The organism is Streptomyces sp. TLI_185 (assembly GCF_003814765.1).
In the GTDB taxonomy this organism is placed as follows: domain Bacteria; phylum Actinomycetota; class Actinomycetes; order Streptomycetales; family Streptomycetaceae; genus Streptomyces.
In genome coordinates this window covers 1,129,353-1,149,971 of sequence record NZ_RKRB01000001.1, presented here as the reverse complement: position 1 = coordinate 1,149,971, position 20,619 = coordinate 1,129,353, and the positions used below count along the sequence as shown (strand labels likewise).

15 protein-coding genes and 6 pseudogenes are annotated in these 20,619 nt (G+C 69.6%); 14 read left to right on the top strand and 7 right to left on the bottom strand.

Going from position 1 to position 20,619, the window contains the following annotated elements; all coding sequences use genetic code 11:
• Positions 1-362: 362 nt before the first annotated feature.
• Positions 363-746 (top strand): peptidase inhibitor family I36 protein, encoded by a 384-nt coding sequence (locus EDD92_RS05260; protein ID WP_123963213.1) that lies wholly within the window; start codon positions 363-365, stop codon positions 744-746.
• Positions 747-1,114: 368 nt separating this feature from the next.
• On the opposite strand, the gene EDD92_RS05255 is transcribed toward EDD92_RS05260, so the two are convergent.
• A complete protein-coding gene (locus EDD92_RS05255; RefSeq protein WP_123963212.1) occupies positions 1,115-2,494 on the bottom strand; it encodes a Tat pathway signal sequence domain protein in 1,380 nt (459 codons plus the stop codon).
• Between the two features lie 328 nt (positions 2,495-2,822).
• On the opposite strand from EDD92_RS05255, the pseudogene EDD92_RS05250 reads away from it, so the two are divergent.
• Positions 2,823-3,776, top strand: a pseudogene (locus EDD92_RS05250) (glycoside hydrolase family 16 protein); the annotation flags it as partial.
• A 6-nt stretch (positions 3,777-3,782) separates the two neighbouring features.
• Here the strand turns inward: EDD92_RS05250 and EDD92_RS05245 are convergent.
• Both EDD92_RS05245 and EDD92_RS05240 read right to left on the bottom strand, forming a co-directional pair.
• The gene (locus EDD92_RS05245) at positions 3,783-4,355 is read right to left on the bottom strand and encodes a MarR family winged helix-turn-helix transcriptional regulator (protein ID WP_123963211.1); all 573 of its coding nucleotides are present in this window, start codon (positions 4,353-4,355) and stop codon (positions 3,783-3,785) included.
• 101 nt (positions 4,356-4,456) lie between these two features.
• Positions 4,457-5,743, bottom strand: a complete 1,287-nt coding sequence (locus tag EDD92_RS05240) for an amidohydrolase (RefSeq protein ID WP_260326327.1) — start codon at positions 5,741-5,743, stop codon at positions 4,457-4,459.
• Positions 5,744-5,759: 16 nt separating this feature from the next.
• Here EDD92_RS05240 and EDD92_RS05235 point away from each other — a divergent pair.
• Positions 5,760-5,990, top strand: a pseudogene (locus EDD92_RS05235) (cellulose binding domain-containing protein); the annotation flags it as partial.
• A gap of 130 nt (positions 5,991-6,120) precedes the next feature.
• Here EDD92_RS05235 and EDD92_RS05230 read toward each other — a convergent pair.
• Positions 6,121-6,639 (bottom strand): hypothetical protein, encoded by a 519-nt coding sequence (locus EDD92_RS05230; RefSeq protein ID WP_123963210.1) that lies wholly within the window; start codon positions 6,637-6,639, stop codon positions 6,121-6,123.
• Between the two features lie 517 nt (positions 6,640-7,156).
• Positions 7,157-7,465 carry a hypothetical protein gene (locus tag EDD92_RS50900; protein ID WP_260326326.1) on the bottom strand — a complete coding sequence of 103 codons (309 nt, stop codon included), beginning with the start codon at positions 7,463-7,465 and terminating at the stop codon, positions 7,157-7,159.
• Positions 7,466-7,511: 46 nt separating this feature from the next.
• Here EDD92_RS50900 and EDD92_RS05220 point away from each other — a divergent pair.
• The 11 genes and pseudogenes from EDD92_RS05220 to EDD92_RS05170 form a co-directional block, all read left to right on the top strand.
• Positions 7,512-8,321 (top strand): annotated as a pseudogene (locus EDD92_RS05220) (sensor histidine kinase); the annotation flags it as partial.
• A complete protein-coding gene (locus EDD92_RS05215) occupies positions 8,321-9,133 on the top strand; it encodes a DUF4118 domain-containing protein (RefSeq protein WP_123963209.1) in 813 nt (270 codons plus the stop codon). The pseudogene EDD92_RS05220 and the gene EDD92_RS05215, both read left to right, overlap by 1 nt.
• 875 nt (positions 9,134-10,008) lie before the next feature.
• Positions 10,009-10,098: a K(+)-transporting ATPase subunit F gene (gene kdpF, locus EDD92_RS05205; protein ID WP_016434100.1), complete on the top strand. Its 90-nt coding sequence runs from the start codon at positions 10,009-10,011 to the stop codon at positions 10,096-10,098.
• A gap of 8 nt (positions 10,099-10,106) precedes the next feature.
• On the top strand, positions 10,107-11,786 hold the full coding sequence (kdpA, locus tag EDD92_RS05200; RefSeq protein ID WP_123963208.1) for a potassium-transporting ATPase subunit KdpA: 1,680 nt from the start codon (positions 10,107-10,109) through the stop codon (positions 11,784-11,786).
• Positions 11,783-13,918 carry a potassium-transporting ATPase subunit KdpB gene (gene kdpB / locus EDD92_RS05195; RefSeq protein ID WP_123963207.1) on the top strand — a complete coding sequence of 712 codons (2,136 nt, stop codon included), beginning with the start codon at positions 11,783-11,785 and terminating at the stop codon, positions 13,916-13,918. Before kdpA ends, kdpB begins: the two co-directional genes overlap by 4 nt.
• Before the next feature lie 24 nt (positions 13,919-13,942).
• A complete protein-coding gene (locus EDD92_RS05190; RefSeq protein ID WP_185123939.1) occupies positions 13,943-14,611 on the top strand; it encodes a potassium-transporting ATPase subunit C in 669 nt (222 codons plus the stop codon).
• A 132-nt stretch (positions 14,612-14,743) separates the two neighbouring features.
• Positions 14,744-15,427, top strand: a complete 684-nt coding sequence (locus tag EDD92_RS05185; protein WP_123963205.1) for a response regulator — start codon at positions 14,744-14,746, stop codon at positions 15,425-15,427.
• A gap of 1 nt (position 15,428) precedes the next feature.
• Positions 15,429-16,184 (top strand): annotated as a pseudogene (locus EDD92_RS05180) (histidine kinase); the annotation flags it as partial.
• A 133-nt stretch (positions 16,185-16,317) separates the two neighbouring features.
• A complete protein-coding gene (locus EDD92_RS52380) occupies positions 16,318-16,482 on the top strand; it encodes an ATP-binding protein (RefSeq protein WP_399185374.1) in 165 nt (54 codons plus the stop codon).
• Positions 16,483-16,841: 359 nt separating this feature from the next.
• Complete coding sequence (locus EDD92_RS50895; RefSeq protein WP_123963204.1) at positions 16,842-17,177, top strand: SAV_915 family protein; 336 nt, start codon at positions 16,842-16,844, stop codon at positions 17,175-17,177.
• A 12-nt stretch (positions 17,178-17,189) separates the two neighbouring features.
• Positions 17,190-17,492 (top strand): annotated as a pseudogene (locus EDD92_RS05170) (diaminopimelate decarboxylase); the annotation flags it as partial.
• Here EDD92_RS05170 and EDD92_RS52375 read toward each other — a convergent pair.
• Positions 17,493-18,654, bottom strand: a pseudogene (locus EDD92_RS52375) (cytochrome P450); the annotation flags it as partial.
• A 254-nt stretch (positions 18,655-18,908) separates the two neighbouring features.
• Positions 18,909-20,537, bottom strand: coding sequence for a protease pro-enzyme activation domain-containing protein (locus tag EDD92_RS05160; protein ID WP_123963203.1), 1,629 nt, complete (start codon positions 20,535-20,537; stop codon positions 18,909-18,911).
• Positions 20,538-20,619 lie beyond the last annotated feature (82 nt).

Genomic DNA, 20,619 nt, shown 5'->3' with positions numbered 1-20,619 from the left:
ACGGCGGGTGTGTCAGGATCCAACGGCTGACGTGCTGGTTGCAGACCGCCTGCCATGCCCGGAAACCGCGGCGGTGAGCGCCGCCCCTCGCCGCTCGGCAAGCGGCTCCTCGCGGCGAGCCGCCCGCAACTCCCGCTCCGCAGCCGCCCGTTCAACGTCCAAGCAGCGGATTCGAGCAGGGTCGAAAGGTGTTGCTGGGGCAGGTGCAGCCTGCGAGTTTGGGCGACAGACCAGCGACGCTGCGGTCGCTTTACGGGGGCTTCGAAGAGGCCTGGCGGGCAGCGGAGCACGGCCGAAAACCCTGTCTGCTTTGCCCGGGGACAGACACCGAGATCCCGGGGCTCATCGTTGAAGGAGACGTCATGCCCGTCTTGCGTAAGATCATGGCCACGGCTGCGGTCCTGGCCGCCACAGCCATCAGCGCCTACCCGTCATCCGCCCAGGCCCTCACCTCCTCGTCCTCCCACTCCTCCACCGGCCACGCCCGTCTGGCAAGCGCCAGCTGGACTGCCTACTCGGACACCGACTGGGAGGGTCCGAATACGACGTTCTCCGGAAACACCGGGGAGTGCCACTACGTCGGCGACAACTGGAACGACAACGTCCGCTCCGCCCGCGCCAATGGCGCCGACGTCAAGGTGGAGCTGTGGGACAACGCCGACTGCACCGGGGGTTCGATCACCATCGACGGATCCGGTTACCACAGCATCGGCGCTTGGGTCAGCGCCTACCGCGTCACCAGCTAGGACACCAGCGGAAGTACGCTGCCTGACCCACGGTGACGCCAAGTGGCCAGAAGCGGGCGAGCCGTCGAAGCCGGCGGGGCGATGAGGGTACTGCCGGACAGCGACGAATGCCCGTGCCGAACCCCGTGGCAGGCGAACGCCGTGTGAGGCAGGGGAGCGGGAAGAGGCAAACCTCTCTTCTCGGCTCCCCTGCACTTGACCTCCGGCCTCGTGTTGGGGTGGGCGGCTCGCTGCCGTGTCGGCTCGATCCGCCGCCGCGACACGCGGCACGGCGTCCAGCCGACGGCCTGGCCCGTCAGACGCCGGAGAGACGGCGCGCAGCAGAAGGGTCCCGCCGACGCAGAGGCAGGGCATATCCCCGGGGCGGCTCAGTGTCCCCGCAGCGGATTGGCGCGGGCCGCCGCGAGCAGATACCAGGCGGTGGCGCCGACGTGCCGGTACGGGTAGTAGCCGAAGCTGAAACCGGTGTTCAGAGGACTGCTGGCCGAGACCACGCCCGACCGTTCGGGCAGGGCCTTGCTCCCCACCGTCTGGCCCGCGCCGAGCTGGTCCTGGGCCCGCTCGATGGAGGCGACGAGGCGCGCGGCACGCCGTTCGTCGCCCGACGCGCAGCGTTCCCGCAGGGCCAGGGCGAGGTGGGCGGTGCCTTCGAACCACACGCCGTTGCGGTCGGGTTTGGGCTGGGAGGCTGCGATGGGCGAGCTCTCGTCCGCGACTAGGGATGCCGAGCTGAAGGTGACACCTGCGTACGACTGCCCGGCGGGAACCGTGCTGTTGGGCCGGTCGGCGGTGTCCAGCACCGCGAGGTTGGCTGCCGCCCAGTCCACCGACCGGGCACGGCGGCGGTCGTGGAGGGACAGATAGCTCCAGGTCTGGGTGTCCTCGGGCACTGGCGAGGTGTTGACGGTGACGCCGTCGTTGGTGCCGGTGTAGAAGAAACCGCCGGACTCGTTCCACATCTTGCCGAGGAACGCCTGCGCGCGGGCCCGCCGCTCCAGCCAGACGCCGTTCCCGGTGAGCCGGGCGAGACGCGCGAAGAGGCAGGTCAGATCGATGTTGTGCTCGGTGGAGGTGAAGGGAAGCTTCTGATCGCTCCCGTCGACCCCGAACTTGTAGCCGCCGAGCGGCTCGTCGGTGCGGCCGTGCGCCTCCACCCACTCGCCGATCCGTACGGCGCCCTTCAGGAACCGGGCCGCCCCCGTGCGTGCGGCCAGTGCAGCCATCGCGATGCCCGCCCAGGCCATGTCGCCGACAGCCGTACCGGTGAAGCCGAACTGGGTGCCGACGTTCACGGTGCCGTCCGCGCGCACAAAGCCGTCCGGCTGCGGTGAACCGTCGTAGAAGACGTACGGCCCGACGTTGTACGCCTGCCGGAGCCTGCCGTCCGTGTGCTGCGGGTCGTGGGCCTGTGCGTAGAGCAGCGCGTCCCCGAGAGCCACGGCTCTGGCGCGCGACCCGGGGCCGGAGTGGGCGAGGTGGGCCAGGATCGCGAGGGCGTTGTCGTATGTGAACGCGGTGCTGAAGAGCCCGGCCTGATCGGTGTAGCTCTGGGCCAGGCGGATGCTGCCGTGGTCCGGGTAGCCGTCCATCGCCGCATCGAGGAAGGCGTAGCCGCGCATCCGGGCATCTTCCGCCTCAGCGGCGGGAGTTGAGCCGGTGGCCGCGCGAGCTGTGCCACTGCCGAACACGGCCAGTGCGGCAGCGGCGCTCCCGGCCCCGATGATCGTCCTGCGGGCGATCTCGGCCATGGCTGCTCTCCTCGGGGTCGGTGACGCTGCTCGGTTCGGAGCGCTGATCTGAGAGCGCTCTCAAGTGGCCACATTCTGCTGGCGCGGGCGGTGGTGGTCAAGGTGATGCGCGGGGGGAGGGGGTCGGGGTCTCCGATGTTGGGGTGGGCCGGCTCACGTCCCAACTCCCCGTACCTTGCCCGGTTTTCACCGGCCGGTCACATTCGTGAAAGTGAGAGCGCTCTCAGGCAGAGCCATTGACGGCCTCCATGGCGAGCACCACAGTGACGGACGCGGTTTCTGTTGAAGCCGTCACCTCCTGCTCCCCCCACCTCGTGGAGGTCATCCCGTGTTGCGCAGCAAGCATGCAAGGAAGGCGCGTCGGCCGCTGAGGGCGGCGATCGGTGTGCTGGGCGGGCTCGTCCTGCTCGGCGGCGGTCTGTACGGCTTCGCCAGTGCTGACGTCCCGTCAACTCCCCATGGCTGGAGCCTGGTGTGGAGCGACGACTTCGCCGGTTCGGCGGGCAGCCCGCCCTCCGGCGCCAACTGGATCGTCGACACCGGGACCAGTTACCCGGGCGGCGCCGCGCACTGGGGCACGGGTGAGGTGCAGACCTACACCTCGGACCCCGCCAACCTCCAGCAGGACGGCGCCGGGAATCTGAAGATCACGCCGATCAAGGACGCGGCCGGCAACTGGACCTCCGCCCGGATCGAGACCAAACGCAGCGACTTCGAACCGCCGGCCGGAGGCAAGCTGCGTATCGAGAGCCGGATCCAGGTCCCCGACGTCACGGGCGACGCGGCCGACGGCTACTGGCCCGCCTTCTGGACGCTCGGTGCGCCCTTCCGCGGGAACCACCAGAACTGGCCCGGCATCGGTGAGTTCGACGTCATGGAGAACGCCAACGGCGTCAACAAGGTCTTCGGCACCCTCCATTGCGGCACCAACCCCGGCGGCCCCTGCAACGAGAGCAGCGGCCTGGGCGCCGGACGCTCCTGCCCGGACACCGCCTGCACGGGCAACTTCCATACCTACGCCTTCGAGTGGGACCGCAGCGGCTCTCCGCAGGAACTGCGCTGGTACGTCGACGGGGTCCAGTACCACTCCGTCAACGCCTCGCAGATGGACGCGGCCACCTGGAACGCAGCGACGGGGCACGGCCACTTCATCCTGCTGAACCTGGCCATGGGCGGAGCGTTCCCCGACCCGCTCGCCGGTCACGCCACCCCCAGTTCGTCCACGCGGTCCGGCGTGCCGATGCTCGTCGACTACGTGTCGGTCCACAGCTCGGCCGGCGGCTGAGGCTCAGGCCTTCGGGCGCCGCCCGCTCCGGCGAGGGGCGGGCTCGGCGCCGTTGAGCAGGGACTGGCGGCGCTCCTCGCCGTTCTCCTCCACCTGGATCACCACGCGTCGCAGGCCCTCCGCCAGCGTCCGGCACTCCTCGTCCGTCAACTGACCGGTGACGAAGGCCTCCTCTTCGTTGAAGGCCGGGAACAGCCGCTGCATCAGCTGCTCGCCCTCTTCGGTGAGGCTGAGCAGCACCAGCCGGCCGTCCGTCGGGTGGCCGGCCCGCCTGACGAGTCCGCGGGACTCCAGGGTCCGCGAGACCCCGGTCAGGGTTCCCTTGGAGATGCCCGCCTCCTCGGCCACGTGCCGGGTCTCCGACTCGCCCCACACCCATACGACCCACAGCACGACGAACGCCGTCCAGGTCAGGTCGGAGCCGCGCAGCACCGAGTTCTCCACGTGCTGGCGCACGGCGGAGGCAGCCCGGTAGATGTTGGCCACGGCGGCCATCTGGTCCCGTCGTATCGGGATGCCGCCGAGTTTCGCCGCGGCGAGCTTCTCGGCTTCGGTGATGGATCGCTGGCCGGGCACGGGAGCTCCCTCGCTCTTCATTGACCGTTCGGACTCAAATTGTACGAAGAGAATGACCGAGCGAGTCACGTGGCGAACCACGAAAAGGGCCACGAAGGGCGTCAGCGTTCGTGGACGATGCACCTGTCGAACACCGTCAGGTCCACCTCCGCGTCCGCGATCGCGTGCGGGTCCAGGTCCAGCAGCGGGCGGTCCAGCACGCACAGGTCCGCGACCTTGCCGGCCTCGACCGTCCCCTTCCACTCCTCGGCGAAGTCCTGCCGGGCCGCGTTGACCGTGTACGCCCGAAGGGCCTCGGCGAGGCCTACGCACTGGTCGGGGCCGCTGGGCCGGCCGCTCGCCTTCGACTCCCTCAGCATCATCGCGGCCACCCCTGCCGCCAGTCGGGCTCGGTGATCGGTGCGTCCGAACTGGCGCAGACCGCGATCCCGGCCTCGACGGCGGACCGTACGGGCCACTGGTCGGCGGACCGCTCGGGCCCGACGACCTCGTCCATCAGGTCGGAGATCGTCCACTTGATGGCGGGGTTCATGTTGAGCCCGTAGCCGTGCGCGGCGAGCTTGGCGAGGCTGCCGGCGCCGATGAAGTCGCCGTGGATGACGTAGTGCCGGGCGTCGGGCCGGGGCGCGGCCTCGTTGACGCAGCAGCAGGACGCTGATCCGGGCGCGGAGCTCACCGGTGGCCGCGAGGTCGGCGTAGGCGGTCCAGTTGTCGGTGCTCAGGCCGCCGAAGAGGGTGGTGGCGCCGCCCGGACCGAGGCCGGGCTCGGTGTAGCCGGTGATGCCGCGGGAGTGGAGTTCGGCGATCACGTTCTGGATGGCGTGGCGGCGCTGCTCGACGGTGGGGGAGGGGAGGGCGGCCTGGACGAGCCCCTGGGCCGCCTCGCGCAGGATGCCGGTGGACTCGCCGTCCGGGCCGAGGTCGATGACACCGCCACCCGGAGGCACGCTCGACGCGCCGACGCCGCACCGGCGCAGCGCCGCACTGTTGACCCACGCCATGTGCGAGGAGAAGTCGGTCAGACAGACCGGGTTGTCGGGCGCGACCGTGTCCAGGTCCCGGCGGTGCGGAAAGCGGCGCGGGTCGGCGAGGCACTCCGCGAGGTAACCGGGGTCCCACCCGAGGCCGATGATCCACTCGCCGGGCCGGGCGGCCTGCACCGCCCGGCCCACGGCGGCCGTGATGTCGGCGATCGAGCCCACCGCGGGGTGGCCGACGGCGATGGCGAACGGCGGCTTCGTCATGCCGTAAGCAGCCCCGTGCAGATGGGAGTCGTTGATGCCCGGCAGGACGGTCTGCCCTCCCAGCCCGACGACCCGTGTGCCGGGCCCGGCCAGGGCGCGCATCTCGGCGTCGCTGCCGACGGCGACGATGCTCCGGCCGCGCACGGCCACGCCTTAGGTGATCGACGGCTGGAAGCTCGGCTTCTCCTTCGCCGACGGCCAGAGCGTCACGAACATGTGGGGCGGGACGCCGACCCAGTCGGGCGGCGCGGTGAGTGTCGCCCCCGCCTCGTACACGAACACCGTCCCCGCGGGCGGCTCGGTCACCGTGGGCTTCATCGCGAACAAGGGGGCGAGCAACACGGCGCCGACGGCGTTCACGCTCAACGGCAGTGCCTGCACGACCATGTGAGTCGCGAGGGGTGTCCTCCGGCACAGCAGCAATATGGCCTCCATCGCTGAGATGACACTTATTTCTGTCGTCTTGGTCGCGTGGAGGCCGACGGAGAAGAGATCCGGAGGGGCAAGGCGTTATCTGCGGGTCAGGAAAGTCCCGAGGCCCGAAGTACCGCCTGGACCGCCTCGTGGTCGATGTGATCCCCCAGCCGCGCCATGACATCGGCTCCCAAGCGGAGCGTTCCGTGTTCCAAGGAGCGGCGGACACCCGTGTCGAGCTCGTGCCAGAGCAGCGGATTGGCCGCGAGCATCCGGGGGTCGAGTTCCAGGCGATGGCCGTGGACGTCTCGCAGGACCAGGTGGGAGGAGACGCCGTCGTACTGCCGTACGGCCGCCAGCGCGTCCGTGTGGATCACTCGCCGGCGCCAGGGGGTGCGTACCGCCAGCCAGCCGGGGCCCGCACTCACTCGCGGCGGGAGCAGGACCGCGCATACGGCCGCTGACAGGGTGAGCCAGAGCAGGGTGCGGAGGGGCGTCAGGCTTCCCGCGTCCCAGTCGACCAGGACGCTCACGACACCGAACGCCAGGGCGCAGCTCACCGCGAGCCGAGCGCTGCCACGCCAGTGGCGGTCGCCGGCCGAGCCGGCCGGACCGCTCCATTGCATGCCGCCGACGCTATGCGCCCCGGCGCAGGTCGGCGCGTGTTGCTAACGGTGTCCTAGCGCCGTACGGGCGAATCTTGACGGGATCCTTACGCGGTCGCCGGAGTCGCCCTCAGCCGGTGTGCACGCGAGGTCGACGCGCGCGGTCCGGTTCCGCTTCACGCAGCACCTCTCGGGTGACCGGGGCGACCTCGCCCTGACCGAGCAGGAAGAAGCGAAGGAAGTTGGCGAAGGGGGTGCCCTCGGTCCACTCGAAGTGTGGCCGCCGCTCCTGCCCAAGTCGGACAGCCCCTCCAGCATCCAGGCGCGCAGGCGACTGGCAGGGGGGTGTTCGGTCGTGGCCATCGGAGTGCTCCTGATGTGCTGCTCAGCGTGTGGTTTTGGGCCATCACGCGGACGGCGGCACCAGCGCAGGCAGAGAGCGACGCGCGGGCCCACGGGAGACTGCTCCATCGGCGTCAAGACTGCGTTAAGAGCCGGCCGGGCATGCCAAGGGCACACAGCGGGACGGGGAAATCGGTCACCGAACGTCCCTGCACCTGCGCGAGCCGGGCGGAACCCTCTGGAACGGGTCCTGTCCGGCCGCGGGTGTGAGGCCCGGCTCAGCGGGTCGAGGCGATGGTCTGCCGGCCACGCGTATGCAGGTGTCGAGGATGTCGATCGCCGTGTCGACGTCGTCGTCGGTGTGGTCCGCCATGGCCTGCAGACGGAAGCGGGCCGCGTCGGAGGCGACGGCCGGCTGTTCGACGAGGTGGGCGATGAGTCCGGCGCGGGCGATGAGGCCGGAGGCGGTGCGGCCGTTGAAGCCCCCATCTCGGTGGCGGACCACAGGAACCTGTCCGCGATTGCCGGGCGAGCAATCTGCTCAGCACGGAATGCTGGCGGCACTCGCCGCGCATGTCGGATCCGCCGTGGAGCGGGCCCGGCTCGCCGAGGCAGCCGCCGAGATCGAGCCGGTCAAGGCCGCCGACCGGATGCGCACGGCACTGCTGCGCGCCGTCGGCCACGACCTGCGCACCCCCCTTGCCGCGGGCTGGGCAGCGGTGACCTCGCTGCGCACCCGGGACGTCGAGTTCTCACCGGAGGACCGCGACGAACTCCTCGCCACCGCCGACGAGTCCATGGCCAAGCTCAGCCGGCTGGTCGAGAACCTTCTCGACCTCAGCCGACTGGAAGCCGGTGCCCTCACTCTCAACCTCCGCGCCACCACCCTGGAGGAGGTCCTCCCCATGGGGCTCGCGGACACTCCCGGCGTCGAGGTGACGGAGACGGAGGAGATTCCGGCCGCGCAGGCGGACCCGCCGCTCCTGGAGCGGGTGATCGCCAACCTGGTCGGAAACGCCGCCCGCCACACCCCTCCGGGACAGAAGGTTCTGGTGACCGCCAGTGCCCTGGCCGGCCGGGTGCAGCTGCGCGTGGTCGACCGCGGACCCGGCCTTCCCACCGACGGACGGGACCGGCTCTTCGAGCCGTTCCAACGGCTCGGCGACACCGACAACACCACCGGACTCGGCCTTGGACTGGCCCTCGCCCGCGGCCTGACCGAGGCGATGAGCGGAACCCTCACCCCCGAGGACACCCCCGGTGGAGGCCTGACCATGGTCGTGTCGCTGCCCTTCGCCGAAGCGGACGACGAACCGACGTACCCGCACCTCCACGGTGCGCAGAGCGAAGGAGGTGCCTGATGACCACCGAGACCGGCACATGGCGGCTGCTGTCCCGCACGGCGGGGTCCCGCGTCGCGTCGGCGTGCACCTGGCCGCCGCGGGACCGACTCGCCCTCACAGCGGGCCTGGCCGCCCCGTTCCTCGCGGCGTTCGCGCTCGTCCCCATTCGCACGGACCTGTCCCACACCAACGCCGCCCTCCTGCTCGTCGTGGCGGTCGTCGCGGTCGCCGCGCTGGGCAGCCGTACGGCGGGGGCGCTTGCGGCGCTGTCGGCTGCGGCCTGGTTCGACTTCTTCCTCACTCAGCCGTACGAGACGTTCGACATCAGCGCGTCGGCCGACATCGAGACGGCGCTTCTGCTGCTCGTCGTCGGTGTCATCGTCTCCCAACTGGCCGCCCGGGCCCGCAGGTTGGAGGTCATCACGGTGACCGACGCGGCTCACCTCTCCCGGATCCACCGCACCGCCGACCTCGCCCGGTCGGCCGGCTCCGCGGACACCGTGGTCGACCACGTGCGCCGGGAGCTCACCGACCTGCTCGGCCTGCGCGCGTGCCGCTTCGAGTACGGCAACCTGCTGGGGCAACCGCCCAGGCTGCACAAGGACGGCAGCCTGACGGCGGGCCGGCGCCCCTGGGACGTCGACGCGGCGGGCTGGCCCGAGGGCGAGATCGAACTCCGGGCGTACGGCAACGGCCACTACCTCGGCCGCTTCATGCTCACTCCCGGCCCGGGCCCCGTACCGCCGCTCCGGAGCCGCCTCGTCGCGGTGACGCCGGCCGACCAGACGGGCGCTGCTCTGGACGCGGCGGGGCCGGTCAGCCAGGGGTGAGCGGGGCCTGTCACTCCAGGCCGGACACCTTGAACACGGCGCGGGCGGTCTCGCGGTCGATGCGGCCACTTCCGCGCGTCCGCGTCCAGACGGTGCCACAGCCGGGGATTGATCACTAGGACGTCCGAGGCGATCTCGATGCGTCCGCCGAACGCGTCCCGCAGCACAAGCCGCTGGGAGACTCCGTCCAGGCAGCGTACCGACACCAGCAGATCCGTACGCACCCGGCGCTCGCGCAGCATCCGACGTGAGGACAGCCAGCCCTCGCCGGCGGACACCCGGGCGGGGTACAGCGCGACGAACAGCAGACCTGCCAGGGCGAGCCACAGGGCAGCACGCCACACGGCGAGCCGGCCGGAGCCCCAGTCGACCAGAAGAAGCAGAACGAACAGCACCCCCGCGCAGCGGACGGAGCTCCACAACTCCCGTGTCCACTGGAGGTGGTTCGTCGCCTCACCGGGTTTCTCTCCGTGCGCGTCGACCGGTTCCTGTCGCGCGTCGTCGCGGCGTCCCATACCGGTGACGGTAGAGATCCGGAAAAGGCGATCGGCACACTTTGACGCGCCTCTGACGGACAACTGTTGCATCTCGACGCCAGCGCAGCCGTACACCGTGGTCCGATGCGCGTCGGCGGCTCCTTGCCACAGGTCGCCGCAGGTGCCGTATGAGTTGCGTCAAAGGTGTACGGACCACCGTAAGGGAGCCGTCAACGACGGTCGGATCCGGCCAGGGACGAGGTTTCCTCTATTCGTCCGATCCGCTCGCGGATTTCCGTACCTGCTCTAGGAGCTCGCGATGGCCGACGTGGCCTTCGTCGTCACCACACTCGCGGTCTTCGCGCTGGTGGCCCTTGTCGCCAAGGGGGTGACCAAGCTGTGACCGCCGAGAACATCGTCGGCCTGGTCGTGGCCGTCGCCCTGCTGGGCTATCTCGTCCTCGCCCTGATCTTCCCGGAGAGGTTCTGAGCCACCACATGGGTCCCGTACTCGCTGGCTTCCTCCAGCTGCTTGCCCTGACAGGCGCACTGGCGCTCGCCTACGTCCCCCTCGGCAACTACATGGCCAAGGTCTACTCCTCCGACCAGCACTGGCGGGTCGAGAAGTGGATCTACAAGGGCATCGGTGCCAACCCTGACGCGGAGATGCGCTGGTCGGCGTACCTACGCGGCGTGCTCGCCTTCTCCGCGGTGAGCGTCCTCTTCCTCTACCTGCTGCAGCGGCTGCAGGGCGTCCTGCCCGGTTCGCTCGGGTTCTCCTCGATCGAGCCGGCGCAGGCGTTCAACACCGCCGCCTCGTTCGTGACCAACACCAACTGGCAGTCGTACTACGGCGAGCAGGCCATGGGGCACGTCGTGCAGACGGCCGGGCTGGCCGTGCAGAACTTCGTCTCCGCGGCCGTCGGCATCGCCGTCGCCGTGGCGCTCGTACGAGGGTTCGCACGCTCGCGGACCGGTGAACTGGGCAACTTCTGGTCCGACTTGGTGCGCGGCACGATCCGGATCCTGGTACCGGGTGCCGCTGTCGCGGCGATCGTGCTGGTCGCCTGCGGTGCCATTCAGAACTTCTCCGGCATCCATGAGGTCGGGCAATTCTTCAATGGGCACGGCATGGGTGGCCATCAGCAGTGGAACGGCGGCGCGGTGGCCTCGCAGGAGGCCATCAAGGAGTTCGGTACGAACGGCGGTGGTTACTTCAACGCCAACTCGGCCCACCCGTTCGAGAACCCGACGCCCTTCACGAACCTCTTCGAGATCTTCCTGCTGCTCGTCATCCCGTTCTCGCTCACCCGGACGTTCGGCGTGATGGTCGGGAGCGTGAAGCAGGGTTACGCGATCCTCGCCACGATGGCCACCATCTGGGTCGGCTTCGTCGTCCTGATGATGTGGACCGAGTTCGCCCACCACGGCCCGGCGTTGCAGCTCGCGGGAGGGGCGATGGAGGGCAAGGAGGTCCGCTTCGGTGTCGGATCCTCGTCGATCTTCGCGGTGTCGACCACGCTGACCTCGACGGGTGCGGTGGACTCCTTCCACTCGTCGTTCACGGGTCTCGGCGGCGGCATCACCATGCTCGGCATGATGCTGGGCGAGATCGCGCCCGGCGGTACCGGCTCCGGCCTCTACGGCATGCTGATCATGGCGGTCATCGCGGTGTTCATCGCCGGTCTGATGGTCGGCCGTACGCCCGAGTACCTGGGCAAGAAGATCGGCTCCCGCGAGATCAAGCTGGCGGCCTGCTACATCTTGATCACGCCGGCGCTGGTGCTGATCTTCACGGCCGTCTCCATGGCCCTGCCGACGCCTCCGCACTCGATGCTCAACTCGGGCGCGCATGGCTTCTCCGAGATCCTCTACGCCTTCACGTCCGCCTCCAACAACAACGGCTCCGCCTTCGCGGGCCTGAACGCGAACACCGACTGGTTCAACACGATGACCGGTCTGGCGATGATCCTCGGCCGCTTCCTGCCGATGATCTTCGTGCTGGCGCTGGCCGGCTCGCTCGCCGAGCAGACGCCGGTGCCGGCCACCGCGGGCACCCTGCGCACGGAAAAGCCGCTGTTCACCGGGTTGTTGGTGGGCGCGATCCTCATCATCACCGGTTTGACCTACTTCCCCGCCCTCGCGCTGGGTCCGCTGGCCGAGGGGCTGGCGTCATGACAACCGACGCAACCAAGCAAGAGGACCCGATGTCCACAGCCACCCCGACCCGGGCGCCGCACAGCGACGTACCCGCCGGGCACAAGCCCGCCGAAGGACGTGTCGGCGCAGGCCTCTTCGACCCGAAGCAGCTTCTCAAGTCGCTTCCGGACGCCTTCCGCAAACTCGACCCGCGGGTGATGGTCAAGTCCCCCGTGATGTTCGTGGTCCTCGTCGGATCGGTCCTGACCACCGTCTTCTCCTTCAAGGACCCGGGCGACTGGTTCGGCTGGACGATCAGCGCCTGGCTGTGGCTGACCGTGGTCTTCGCCAACCTGGCGGAGGCCGTCGCCGAGGGCCGCGGCAAGGCGCAGGCCGACACGCTGCGCAAGGCCAAGACCGACACGGTCGCGCGCCGGCTGTCCAAGGACGGCGAGACCGAGGACCGGGTGCCCGGCACCGAGCTGACCATCGGCGACCTGGTCGTCTGCGAGGCCGGGGACGTCATCCCCGGTGACGGCGACGTCGTCGAGGGAGTCGCCTCGGTCGACGAGTCGGCGATCACCGGTGAGTCGGCCCCGGTCATCCGCGAGTCCGGCGGCGACCGGTCGGCCGTCACCGGCGGCACGAAGGTGCTGTCCGACCGCATCGTCATCAAGATCACCACGAAGCCCGGCGAGACCTTCATCGACCGGATGATCAACCTCGTCGAGGGCGCGGCCCGGCAGAAGACACCGAACGAGATCGCGCTGAACATTCTCCTCGCGTCCTTGACGATCGTCTTCCTGCTGGCCGTCGCCACGCTGCCGCCGTTCGCGGACTACGCCGGCACACATCTGACGATGGTCGTGCTGGTCGCCCTGCTGGTCTGTCTGATCCCGACCACGATCGGGGCGCTGCTCTCCGCGATCGGCATCGCGGGCATGGACCGCCTGGTCCAGCGCAACGTACTCGCCATGTCAGGCCGGGCAGTCGAGGCCGCCGGAGACGTGTCGACCCTGCTGCTCGACAAGACCGGCACCATCACCCTCGGCAACCGGCAAGCGTCCGAGTTCGTGCCGGTGCGCGGCGTAACGGAAGCCGAACTCGCCGACGCCGCCCAGCTGTCGTCACTGGCCGACGAGACGCCCGAGGGCCGCTCCATCGTCGTACTGGCGAAGGAGATGTACGGGCTGCGCGAACGTCACCAGGGTGAGCTGTCGCACGCCGAGTGGATCGCCTTCACCGCCCAGACCCGTATGTCGGGCGTGGACGTCGACGGCAAGAAGATCCGCAAGGGCGCGGCCGGTTCGGTCATCGCCTGGGTCCAGGACGAGGGCGGCACGGTCCCCGAGGACGCGGACACCGTCGCCAACGCCATCTCGCAGGCGGGCGGTACGCCCCTGCTCGTGGCCGTGAACGACGACCAGGGTGCGCGCGTGCTGGGCGTCATCCACCTCAAGGACGTCGTCAAGGAGGGCATGCGCGAGCGGTTCGACGAGCTGCGCCGGATGGGCATCAAGACCGTCATGATCACGGGTGACAACCCGCTGACGGCCAAGGCGATCGCCGAGGAGGCGGGCGTCGACGACTTCCTCGCGGAGGCCACTCCCGAGGACAAGATGGCGCTCATCAAGCGGGAGCAGGCGGGCGGCAAGCTCGTCGCGATGACCGGTGACGGCACGAACGACGCGCCCGCGCTCGCGCAGGCAGACGTCGGCGTGGCGATGAACACCGGTACGTCGGCCGCCAAGGAGGCCGGCAACATGGTCGACCTCGACTCCAACCCGACCAAGCTCATCGAGATCGTCGAGATCGGCAAGCAACTCCTCATCACCCGGGGCGCGTTGACGACGTTCTCCATCGCCAACGACGTCGCGAAGTACTTCGCGATCATCCCGGCGCTGTTCGCGGCCGTCTACCCGGGCCTGGACAAGCTCAACATCATGGGTCTGTCCTCGCCGGACTCCGCGATCCTGTCGGCGGTCGTCTTCAACGCGCTGATCATCATCGCGCTGATGCCGCTCTCCCTGAGGGGCGTGCAGTACCGGCCGGTCAGCGCCGACAAGATGCTGCGCCGCAACCTGACGATCTACGGACTGGGCGGGCTGATCGCCCCGTTCATCGGCATCAAGATCATCGACCTGCTCATCTCCCTCATCCCCGGGCTGTAACTTCTTGAAAGCGTGCTGATCGCCATGAACAACTCCGTGACCAACACCGCCCGGTTGCTCGGGGCGGGCCTGCGCGCCCTCCTCGTGCTGACCCTGGTGACGGGCGTCATCTACCCGCTGGTCGTCACCGGCATCGCCCAGGCGCTGTTCAACAGCAAGGCGAACGGCTCCGAGATCAAGGCGGACGGCAAGGTCGTCGGCTCGTCCCTGATCGGGCAGTCGTACAACCTGCCGCTGAAGAAGGGCCAGCAGACCCCGGACCCCGATCTCAAGTGGTTCCAGGGCCGTCCGGCCAACGGCCTCGGCAGCAACAGCGTCAACACCCAGTACAAGCTGCTGCTGTCCGGCGCGACCAACCTGTCCGCCGACAACAAGGACCTGATCCGGCAGGTGACGGACGCCAAGGCGGCCGTCATCAAGGACAACTCGGTCCCCGGCTACACCGTCAGGCCTTCGCAGGTGCCCGCCGACGCTGTCACGTCCTCCGGCTCCGGCCTGGACCCGGACATCTCCCCGGCCTACGCCGAGCTCCAGGTTCACCGGGTCGCCGAGAAGAACCACCTCTCCGTCGCCCAGGTCGAGAAACTGGTCAAGGACCACACCGACGGCCGCACCTTCGGCTTCATCGGCGAATCCCGCGTGAACGTCCTCGAACTCAACATCGCGCTCAAGGACCTTGTGGCGAAGCGCTGATGGGATGACGCGAAAGGCGCGGGAGTTGGCGGCCGGGAGCCATCCGGCCCCCTCAACTCCCGCCGCCATGACGTCGATTGGCTCGTGCCCGGCGTCGCCCGGCCCGACGTACGACAGGAAGGGCACACATCCATGACCCGGGTGCTCGTGGTGGAGGACGACCCGCAGCTCGTACGGGCCCTCGTCATCAACCTGCAGGCACGCCAGTACGGCGTGGACGCTGCCCCCGACGGCGCCACGGCCCTGCGGCTCGCCGCCGCGCGGCAGCCCGACGTGGTGATGCTCGACCTCGGGCTGCCCGACATGGACGGAGTCGACGTCATCAAGGCGCTGCGCGGGTGGACCCGGGTGCCGATCCTGGTCCTGTCCGCCCGGCAGGCGTCCGAGGAGAAGGTCGCCGCGCTCGACGCCGGCGCGGACGACTACGTCACCAAGCCGTTCAGCATGGACGAACTGCTTGCCCGGCTGCGGGCCGCCGTCCGCCGCACCGAGGACACCCCGCTCGTCCCGGAGATGTCACTCGTCGAGACGGGGGACTTCAGCATCGACCTGCTCGCCAAGAAGGTCGTCCGGAGCGGACGGGACGTGCGGCTGACCCCGACCGAGTGGCACCTGCTGGAGATCCTGGTGACCAACCCGGGGCGGCTGATCACCCAGAGGCACCTCCTTCAGGAGGTCTGGGGCGTCTCGCAGAGCAACAAGACCAACTACCTGCGCGTCTACATGGCCCAGCTGCGCCGCAAACTGGAGACGGACCCGTCCCACCCCCGCTATCTGATCACCGAGCCCGGCATGGGCTACCGCTTCGAGGGATGACATGGCACGTGGAAAGCTCCGGATCTACCTCGGTGCGGCACCCGGCGTCGGCAAGACCTACGCCATGCTCTCCGAGGCGCACCGCAGGATCGAACGGGGTACCGACTGCGTGGTCGCCTTCGTCGAGCACCACCACCGGCCGCGCACCGAGGTGATGCTGCACGGCCTGGAACAGATCTCGCGCAAGGAGATCGAGTACCGGGGCAGCACTTTCACGGAGATGGACGTGGACGCCGTGCTGCGGCGCGCCCCCGCCGTCGCCCTGGTCGACGAACTCGCCCACACCAACATCCCCGGCTCCCGCAACACCAAGCGCTGGCCGGACGTGGAGGAGCTCCTCGCGGCCGGCATCGACGTGGTCTCCACCGTCAACATCCAGCACCTGGAGTCCCTCGGCGACGTCGTGGAGTCCATCACGGGGGTGCGGCAGCGCGAGACGGTGCCGGACGAGGTCGTACGCCGCGCCGACCAGATCGAGCTGGTCGACATGTCGCCTCAGGCTCTGCGCCGCCGTATGGCGCACGGCAACATCTACAAGCCGGACGAGGTCGACGCGGCCCTGTCCAACTACTTCCGGCCCGGGAACCTCACCGCCCTGCGGGAGCTGGCGCTGCTGTGGGTCGCCGACCGGGTCGACGCATACCTGACTGAGTACCGCAGCGAGCACCAGGTGCCGACGATCTGGGGTTCGCGCGAGCGGATCGTGGTCGGCCTCACCGGCGGCCCCGAAGGGAGCACCCTCAGGAGAAGGTCCTCGTGGCGGCGAGCGCCATCGCGGAACGGGTCGAGGTCCGGGTCGTGGACCGCGGGCCGGGCGTGCCCGACGAGGCCAAGGACCCCGCATCTTCGAGCCCTTCCAGCGCTACGGCGACTCCCCGCGGGGCGCCGGAGTGGGATTGGGCCTGGCGGTGGCCCGTGGCTTCGTCGAGGCCATGGGCGGCACCCTCAGCGCCGAGGACACGCCCGGCGGCGGCCTCACGATGGTGCTGAGCGTGCCGGCGGCAACGCAGCGTCAGCCGGAGCGGCCGGACTTGCCGGCCGCGGCCACCTCCTGAGGGGGGAGACGGACTCGGACATCACTTCACCGTTCTTCACACGCCGACGGACGGTGTTCCGCGTCGGCGAACCTCATCGAAACCACGTCCATCCCACCTCCGTCCCGAGGCTTTCGAACAGTCCGCCAGCCAGTTCTTGGCGTCATTCTGACGGCGTTGGAGGCAGCCGCCACTGCCGGTGTCAGCGCCACGTCAGCGTTTGCCCGATGCCCGTCAGCGTTGCGTCATGAGCCGACGGATCTCCGGGGCGGGCGGGCGTAGCGTCAGCGGCGAGCCCCGTTCCGCCTCCCCGCGTTCGGGGCCGTCAAGCCACTCGACCAGTCCGTACCCACTCGGGTCCCGGTCCCCGGAGGCATCCCATGGCAGACATCCTGTACGGCGAAGACCCGGAACCTTCTGATCGGTTCCCGGCCGGACCACTGTTCGTTCCCGTCCGGCCGGGGCCCTCGGGGTGTGTGACGCGTGTCTTCCGCACACCTCTCGGCGACCGTACGGCCGTCGGCTTCACCTCCGAGAACCGGCTCGTCGCGACGCTCGGCCCCGGGCAGGCGTGGATCAGGCTCGCCGAGCCGGCTCTGCGCGCGCTGACCGAACCGCTCGGCGTCACCACCGTCACCTTGGATCCCCAGTTCACGGCCCGGGCGGCCGGGCCGGTGAACCCCGTCGTTCCCGCGCTCGCTGTGCGCGTCGGCTGAAGAGAGGCCACGATGACCGCTCTTCACGACAGTTCCGTCACCACCATCGACGGCGAACTCTCGGTCTGGCCTGCGTCCACCGCCGAATGCCGGCGGGGCGAAGTGGCGGTCGGCGGTGTACCGCTCGCCGAGATCGCCGACCGCCTCGGCACACCCGTCTACGTCCTCGACGAGGCCGAGGTCCGCGACCGCTGCCGTACCTACCGGAACGCCTTCCCCGACACCGAGATCCTGTACGCGGCCAAGGCGTTCCTGTGCCGTGCAATGATCCACTGGATGGACGAGGAAGGGCTCGGGCTCGACGTCTGCTCGGCCCCCGGTGGCCCTGCGCAGAGTGGGGATGCGACGGAACAAGGTGCCGTAGACGACCTGGAGTTCGAGGCGGGCCGGCGGCTGGCCCAGGCACTGGTGGATGCCGAAGCCGAAGGCCATGTGGCGACGCGCGTCGCGGTGGACGTCGAGGCGTTCCGGGTCGGGAAAGACGCCGGGCTCCCAATTGCCGGTGGCGCCCGGGATGATGACGCCCTCGCCGGGGCGGATGAGCCGGTCGCCGACCTCGATGTCCCCCAGGGCGACGCGGCGCCGGCCGTTGTGGACGACGGTGAGGTAGCGCAGCATCTCCTCCACTGCGTTCGCGAGAACCTTCGGGTCGGCGGTGTCGCGGACGGCGGCGAGCTGCTCGGGGTGCTCCAGGAAGGCGAGAACGCCCAGGGCGATCATGTTGGCGGTCGTCTCGTGCTCGGCGCCGAGCAGCAGAAGGCCCAGCATGGCGGCCTCGTGGCGGGTGAGGTCGCCCGCCTGCATCCGGGCGGCCAGGTCGGAGAGCATGTCGTGGGCCGGGGCGGCGAGTTTGGCTTCGAGCTGTTCGTCCAGGTACTGCAGGAGTGCGCCGGTGGCGGCCCGGGATTCCTCGAGCGAGGCGTCGCGGCGGCGGACGCCCACCTTGCTCTTGCTCTGGAAGAACGCGTGGTCGTCGTAAGGGACTCCGAGGAGTTCGCAGATCACCAGCGACGGCAGCGGGAGTGCGAGGGCCTCCACCAGGTCGACCGGTTTCGGGCCGGCCAGCATGGTGTCGATGAAGTCGTCGGTCATCCGCTGGACCGACGGGCGCATGGCCTCGATGCGCTTGATGGTGAAAGAGGCCGTGACCATCCGGCGGATGCGGGCGTGTTCGGGGTCGTCCATGTTGAGGCAGGACGGCGGGTTCTGGGAGAAGGCCTGGCGGAAGGCTGGAGTGGGGGTAACCGGGCCGCCTGGGGGCGACGCTCAGACGCGCGTCGCCGTACAGGGCCCTCTGGTCGTCGTAGCGGGTGACCAGCCAGGGAGTGCTGCCGTCCCACAACCGGACCCGGGAGACCCGCCGTTCGGCGTGCAGTCGCATCATCTCCGGCGGCGGGGCGAACGGGCAGTCGGCTGCCCGCGGCATCGGGAAGCGGGGAATCGTCTCGTCGGCGGCGCCCGCAAGGACGTCGGTCATGGCAGGTCACTCCTGATGGTGGGGGAAGGGGAGCCGCCGCCATGCAAACCCACCGACCTGACAATTTCCCGTCGGCGGGCTGACAAGGGATTGATGGCCGGATCCCGGCGCACCCATTGATCTGCCCATGCCCATCACCGCCCTCAACCCCTGACTGACGGCCGGCCAGGCCTACTTCACGTCGTACGCCGCAGCGCGGGGCCGGGAGCGATCCCGGCCCCGCGCTGCGGCGGTCCGTCTTCAGTCGACAGGCGTCAGCCGAGCAGCTTGCTCGCCAGGGTCGCGGCGTTGTACGAGCCCCATCCGGTGGTGAAGTCCCAGCCGGTGGCTGCGGAGTAGGCGCCGTTGCTGCCGCTGGTGATGTCGTGGAAGCCGGTGCCGCTCGCCGAGTACAGGGCCGGGTTGGCGAAGCCGAGGTTGGCCTTGCCGGCCGCCGCGGCCTGCTGGTTGTACAGGGCCGCGAACGCCGCCCACTCGGGGGCCGCGGCGCTGGTGCCGCCGACCGAGGACCACGAGCCCTGCGAGTAGATCGAGACGCCGGGGCTGGGGTTGGCGTGGGCCGAGACGTCCGGCACCTGGCGGAAGCCGCCGCCGGCGCTCTTCTGCACCGCGGTCTGCCAGCTGGGGATCTTGAAGACGGAGGACTTGCCGCCACCGCCCCCGGACCACGCCACCTCCTTGCTCCAGGCGTTGGACGAGGTGACGGTCAGCTTGGTGCCGCCGACGCCGGTGACGTAGGGGTCGCTGGCCGGGTAGTCGACGGAGGTGCCGCCGTTGCCCGCGTCGTCGGAGCCGTCGTCGCCGGAGGCTGCGTAGAAGCCGAGGCCCTGGGCGGCGCCCGCCTTGAAGACGGCGTCCACCGCGTTGATGTTGGAGGTGGTGCGGGCGCTCTCGGCGGCTCCCCAGCTGATCGAGGTGGTGGGGATTCCGCTGTCGACGATGGCCTGGTACGTGTCGACCTCGCCGGCGTCGGAGTTGGGGCCCTCGAAGACCGTGACGTCGGCCTTGGGGGCGATCGCGTGCAGGACCTCGATGTCCAGCTCGACCTCGACCTGTCCGTCGCCGAGCGCGCCGGAACCGCCGCTCACCTTCTGCACGGTCGGAGCGGGCGAACCCAGGCTGTAGTTGTTGTCGTAGGCGGTGATGTTGGACTGCTGGAAGCCGTCGAACTCCAGCAGTGCGATCTTCTGGCCGCTGCCGGTGTACGTGCCGGAGACGTTGTAGCCGCCCTTGAGCTGGGCCGGGGTGTAGCCGCCGCCCGGGCCGTTGTGCGGGGTGACGGTGGAGGGCGCCTGGTGGTGCAGGGTGAGGCGGTCGTTGAGGCCGGCCACGTCACTGACGAGGGAGGCGACGGACGTCGGCAGGGTCGGCGCGGTGTCGTTGGCGTAGAACGAGCGCCCCGACGCCGAGTCCTTCCACGTCGACAGCTTGGTGCCGAAGGCCTTCTCCAGCTGGGCGGCCGTGCCGCTGGCGTCGACCAGCAGATTGCCCGAGTGGATCTTGCCGACGGTGAGGCCCTGCGCGCGCAGGTAGTCCTTGAGCTGGGCGACCTCGGCGTCCGTCCGGCCGAAGTGAGCGGCGAACTGGCGCTTCGTCAGGTAGTGGCCGTAGGAACTCGACCGCGGATCGCTGACCTTGGCGACGAAGGTGTCGAGCGCCTTGTTGTTTCTGGGGGTCAGGCTGATGGCGACCGATATGCGCTTTCCGGCGGCGACGTGGCCGGTGCGGATCGCGTTCTTGTTCAGTCCCTTGAGGACATCTCCGGTGACGGCCGCGCGCGTTGCGTGCGGCTGGGCGGTGCCGGCGGCGTAGGCGGCGGGTACGGCGGCGGCGAGCAGGGCGGGCACGGTGACCAGGCCGAGCAGTTTCAGACGTGACTTCACTGAGGTCCTCCGGAGGTGGGGGGTGGTGTCCCGGAAGCGGAACGGCTTCAACGTAGGAACATCCGCCCCACCCGCATAAGCG

Bases quoted from the DNA above. Each gene is read 5' to 3' on its own strand.
- EDD92_RS05260 (WP_123963213.1), top strand. From the start codon at position 363: ATGCCCGTCTTGCGTAAGATCATGGCCACGGCTGCGGTCCTGGCCGCC.
- EDD92_RS05255 (WP_123963212.1), bottom strand. From the start codon at position 2,494: ATGGCCGAGATCGCCCGCAGGACGATCATCGGGGCCGGGAGCGCCGCT.
- EDD92_RS05230 (WP_123963210.1), bottom strand. From the start codon at position 6,639: ATGCAATGGAGCGGTCCGGCCGGCTCGGCCGGCGACCGCCACTGGCGT.
- EDD92_RS05215 (WP_123963209.1), top strand. From the start codon at position 8,321: ATGACCACCGAGACCGGCACATGGCGGCTGCTGTCCCGCACGGCGGGG.
- kdpA (WP_123963208.1), top strand. From the start codon at position 10,107: ATGGGTCCCGTACTCGCTGGCTTCCTCCAGCTGCTTGCCCTGACAGGC.
- kdpB (WP_123963207.1), top strand. From the start codon at position 11,783: ATGACAACCGACGCAACCAAGCAAGAGGACCCGATGTCCACAGCCACC.
- EDD92_RS05190 (WP_185123939.1), top strand. From the start codon at position 13,943: ATGAACAACTCCGTGACCAACACCGCCCGGTTGCTCGGGGCGGGCCTG.
- EDD92_RS05185 (WP_123963205.1), top strand. From the start codon at position 14,744: ATGACCCGGGTGCTCGTGGTGGAGGACGACCCGCAGCTCGTACGGGCC.
- EDD92_RS50895 (WP_123963204.1), top strand. From the start codon at position 16,842: ATGGCAGACATCCTGTACGGCGAAGACCCGGAACCTTCTGATCGGTTC.